Origin of the sequence: Bradyrhizobium neotropicale, from assembly GCF_001641695.1 — a bacterium.
GTDB classification, from domain to species: Bacteria; Pseudomonadota; Alphaproteobacteria; order Rhizobiales; family Xanthobacteraceae; genus Bradyrhizobium; species Bradyrhizobium neotropicale.
In genome coordinates this window covers 48,920-52,691 of the sequence record NZ_LSEF01000037.1, presented here as the reverse complement: position 1 = coordinate 52,691, position 3,772 = coordinate 48,920, and the positions used below count along the sequence as shown (strand labels likewise).

Annotated in this window: 5 protein-coding genes; 2 read left to right on the top strand and 3 right to left on the bottom strand. The window is 64.6% G+C overall.

The window, feature by feature from the left end; all coding sequences use genetic code 11:
• Positions 1–1,262 (top strand): carboxylesterase/lipase family protein (locus AXW67_RS10805; RefSeq protein ID WP_245315516.1); only part of this gene is annotated, 1,262 nt, incomplete at its 5' end.
• 23 nt (positions 1,263–1,285) lie between these two features.
• Here the strand turns inward: AXW67_RS10805 and AXW67_RS10800 are convergent.
• Entirely contained in the window at positions 1,286–1,465 is a 180-nt protein-coding gene (locus AXW67_RS10800) for a hypothetical protein (RefSeq protein WP_027551297.1), read from the bottom strand.
• Positions 1,466–1,624: 159 nt separating this feature from the next.
• Between AXW67_RS10800 and AXW67_RS10795 the strand changes: the two genes are divergently transcribed.
• On the top strand, positions 1,625–2,422 hold the full coding sequence (locus AXW67_RS10795) for a DODA-type extradiol aromatic ring-opening family dioxygenase (protein WP_027551296.1): 798 nt from the start codon (positions 1,625–1,627) through the stop codon (positions 2,420–2,422).
• A gap of 3 nt (positions 2,423–2,425) precedes the next feature.
• On the opposite strand, the gene AXW67_RS10790 is transcribed toward AXW67_RS10795, so the two are convergent.
• Together AXW67_RS10790 and AXW67_RS10785 are read right to left on the bottom strand one after the other, a co-directional pair.
• On the bottom strand, positions 2,426–2,686 hold the full coding sequence (locus AXW67_RS10790; RefSeq protein WP_027551295.1) for a SemiSWEET transporter: 261 nt from the start codon (positions 2,684–2,686) through the stop codon (positions 2,426–2,428).
• A gap of 50 nt (positions 2,687–2,736) precedes the next feature.
• On the bottom strand, positions 2,737–3,772 hold a 1,036-nt coding region (locus AXW67_RS10785), incomplete at its 5' end, for a glycogen/starch synthase (RefSeq protein WP_245315514.1).

The following is a 3,772-nucleotide window of genomic DNA, read 5'->3' as shown; positions in this document are numbered from 1 at the left end:
CCACGGCGGAGAGCTCGGACATGCGGACCGCCTATGATTTCGGCTCGTCTTGTCTGCAACCGTCCTTGCCGGACACGAGCGAGGATTGCCTCACGCTCAACGTGTTTCGTCCTTTCGGGGTGGACGGCCCGCTGCCGGTGATGGTGTTCATCCACGGTGGCGCGTTCGTCTCTGGCACCGCCAACGATCCGCTGTTCGATGGCGCAAAGCTCGCGCAGGCCGGGCTCATCGTGGTGTCCGTGAATTATCGCCTCGGCACGCTCGGCTGGCTCAGCCATCCCGCGCTGTCGGAAGGCGGCTCCGGCAATTTTGGACTGATGGACCAGATCGCGGCGCTGCATTGGGTCCACGACAACATCGCGGCGTTCGGCGGCGATCCAGCCAACGTCACCCTGTTCGGCAGCGGCGCGGGCGCGACATCGATCGCGCTGCTGATGCTGTGCAGAGAGGCGCACGATCTGTTCCAGAAGGCGATTCTTCAATCTGTGCCCGGACGCGCGCGCCTGCGCTCGCAGCAGGAGGCGGAGACGCTGGGCAGCCAGTTCGTTACCGCGCTCGGGCAGGATGGCAACAGGACCGATCCGCGCGCGATCGAGCCCGACCGCCTGCTGGCCGCCGAAAAACGCCTGCTTGCAAAATCCGCACGCTACGCGCCGACCGCCGACGGAGTCCTGGCCACGGAAGACATCGCCGCAGGGTTTGCTGCCGGCCATGAAAGCCGCATTCCCCTGATCATCGGCTCGAACGATGACGAGACGCGTTTCGACAGCGAGCGCGATGTGAAAGACGAGCTTGCATCCTCCGGCACCGGCATCGACGAGCTGCGCAAGCTCTATCCTGATGTCGCCAAGCCGTCGGACCTCGCGGCACGCTTCTACACCGACAAGGTCTACTCCGAACCGGTGCGATTGCTGTCGCGCCTGCACGCCGCGAGCGGCGCGCCGACCTTCCGCTATCGCTTCGCCTACGTTCCCGAAGCCCGGCGCGGAAATCCGGAGGAGGGGCACGGGCGCGAGCTGCAGTTCATCTTCGGCGTCGAGGGCCTGCCGGGTGCGGGCATCTTCTCGCGACGGGATCGCGAAGTCGCGAGCCGCTTGCGCGCCTACTGGATCAACTTCGCCAGAAGCGGCGATCCCAACGGCCCGGACCTGCCGCATTGGGATGCGGCTGCGAAGGACGATCGTCTGCTGCTGATCACGAATGATCACATCACGAGCGGCGACGACGCCTGGTCAGAGCGTCTCGACCGGCTCGTTCGATAGAGATTCGAAAAGGAGGTTTGGATTTATGCCGCGAGTTCGACGCGCGGTGCGGGCGTCAGGCGGTCTTCCTCCAGATAGTCCATCGCGCCGTCCTTCTCGACGGCGTAGAACTGCTGGCCTTCCCTCGACTTGAAGGCGGCGCGAACCACGCCGCGGCGGCCCTTGTCACTGTTGACGACGTCCCCCAGCGAAAACTTCCTCATCTTTCGTCCTGCTTGTCTTCTGGCCGAGTGCTTCGGCCACGCCGGAGATTGTGAGCGGCAAATCGTTAACGGCTTGCTAACCATACCGGTTTGCCTATGCTCGCCGCCGCTGGCGCGGGTGTAACACGCGCATGTTGCGAAACAGACGAGCCGACATCCATGACGCGATTTCCAACCTTCTTCCTGTCGCATGGCGGCGGCCCCTGGCCGTTCATGGAGGACAGGCGGGTGCAATATGCAAAGACCGCCGAGGAGTTCAGGCGGTTGCCGCAGCTTCTGCCGGCAAGACCGAAGGCGGTGCTCGTCATCACCGGCCATTGGGAGACCGATGCGTTCACCGTGTCGACCTCGGCGCATCCGCCGATGGTGTATGACTATTACGGCTTCCCCGAGCACACCTATCACCTGAAATACCCGGCGCCCGGTCAACCCGAGCTCGCCGCCGAGGTGAGGGCATTGCTCGTGCGCGCCGGCGTCGATTGCCGCGAGGATGCCAATCAGGGTTTTGACCACGGCACCTTCGTGCCGCTGGGCCTGATGTATCCGGACGCCGATATGCCGATCGTGCTGTTGTCGCTGAAGTCCGGCTACGACGCGGCTGAGCACATCAAGGTCGGGCAGGCGATCGCCTCGCTGCGCGATGCCGGCATTCTGATCGTCGGCAGCGGGCTCACCTATCACAACATGCGCGGTTTCGGCCGACCGGAGTCGAAGCCGGTGTCGTACGAGTTCGAAGCCTATCTGAATGATGCGATCAGCCAGCCGGATCCGGCGCGCCGCAACGCGATGCTGATCGACTGGCAGAACGCGCCGAGCGCGCGGCTTGCGCATCCGCGCGAGGATCATCTGCTGCCGCTGATGGTGGTGGCCGGCGCCGCCGGTAGCGACGTCGGCCAGCGTCTGTTCCTCGACGAGGTCGCAAGCGTCGCGATGGCGTCATACGCATTCGGTGGATGATCGTCAGCCGTATTTCAGCTTCATGAACAGGATGCCGCCGGCGAGCAGCATCGTGACGGCGTTGGCGGCGACCAGTGGGGCATCGCCCGAGAGCAGACCGTAGACGAGCCAGAGTGCGAGGCCGAGCACCATGACCAGGAACATGCCGAGCGAGATGTCCCTCGCCGAGCGCGTCTTCCAGACCTTGATGAATTGCGGCGCGTAGGCGACGGTGGTGCAGGTTGCAGCGGCAAAGCCGAGCAGCTTGATCGCGAAGGGTTCCATGCGGCTCTATAGCATGGATTCGACGATGGTGATGCGTCAGTCGAAATGCGTCACGGACGGCGCGCAGCGATGAGGTCGCGGTAGAGCGCGGCATAATCACCCGCCCGGTTGCGCCACGAGACGTCGGTGGCGAGGCCGCTCAGTTGCAGCCGCCGCCAGGTCAGCTTGTCATGGAAGGCGATATTGGCCTTGCGCAGCGTGCCTGCGAGCGCCTCCGCCGTCACCGGAGCGAACTTGAAGCCGGTGGCGTGGTGGCCGGACCTGTCGGCCTCGCCGATATCGATGATGGTGTCCTCGAGGCCGCCGACGCGGGAGACGATGGGCACGGCACCATAGCGCAGCGCGCAGAGCTGGGTCAGGCCGCACGGTTCGAACCGCGACGGCACGATGAGCGCGTCCGAACCGGCCTGGATCAGATGCGCCAAGATCTCGTCATAGCCGATCACGACCGCGATCCGTCCTGGATTGGCGCGCGCCACGGCCTGATAGCGATCCTGGAGATCGCGGTCGCCGCTGCCCAATAGCGCAAGCTGCATGCCCTCGCTCAGGATGGTCGGAATCGCCTCGAGCAGGAGATCGAGGCCCTTCTGCCACGACAGCCGGCTGATGACGCCGAGCAGAGGCGTTTCCGGCGCAGATGCGAGATTGAACTGCTGCTGAAGCGCGGCCTTGTTCGCGGCCCGAAACGCCAGATCCTGCGCGCTGAAGCGATAGGCGATGTGCGGATCTGTTTCCGGATTCCAGACCGAGATGTCGATGCCGTTGAGGATGCCGCTCAGCACGCCCGCGCGTTCGCGAAGCAGGCCGCCAAGCCCCATGCCGCCCTCGTCGCTCTGGATCTCATGGGCATAGGTCGGCGACACCGTGGTGATGCGGTCAGCGAATTGCAAGCCGGCTTTCAGGAAGCTGATGCCGCCGAAATATTCCAGGCCGTTGACGTTGAACGAGTCCCACGGCAGTCCGATGGCGCTGATCAGCTCGCGGTCGAACTTGCCCTGATAGGCCATGTTGTGAATGGTCATCACGGTGCCGGACCGCGGTCGGTTGTCATAGTGCAGATAGGCGGGCGCGAGCCCCGCCTGCCAG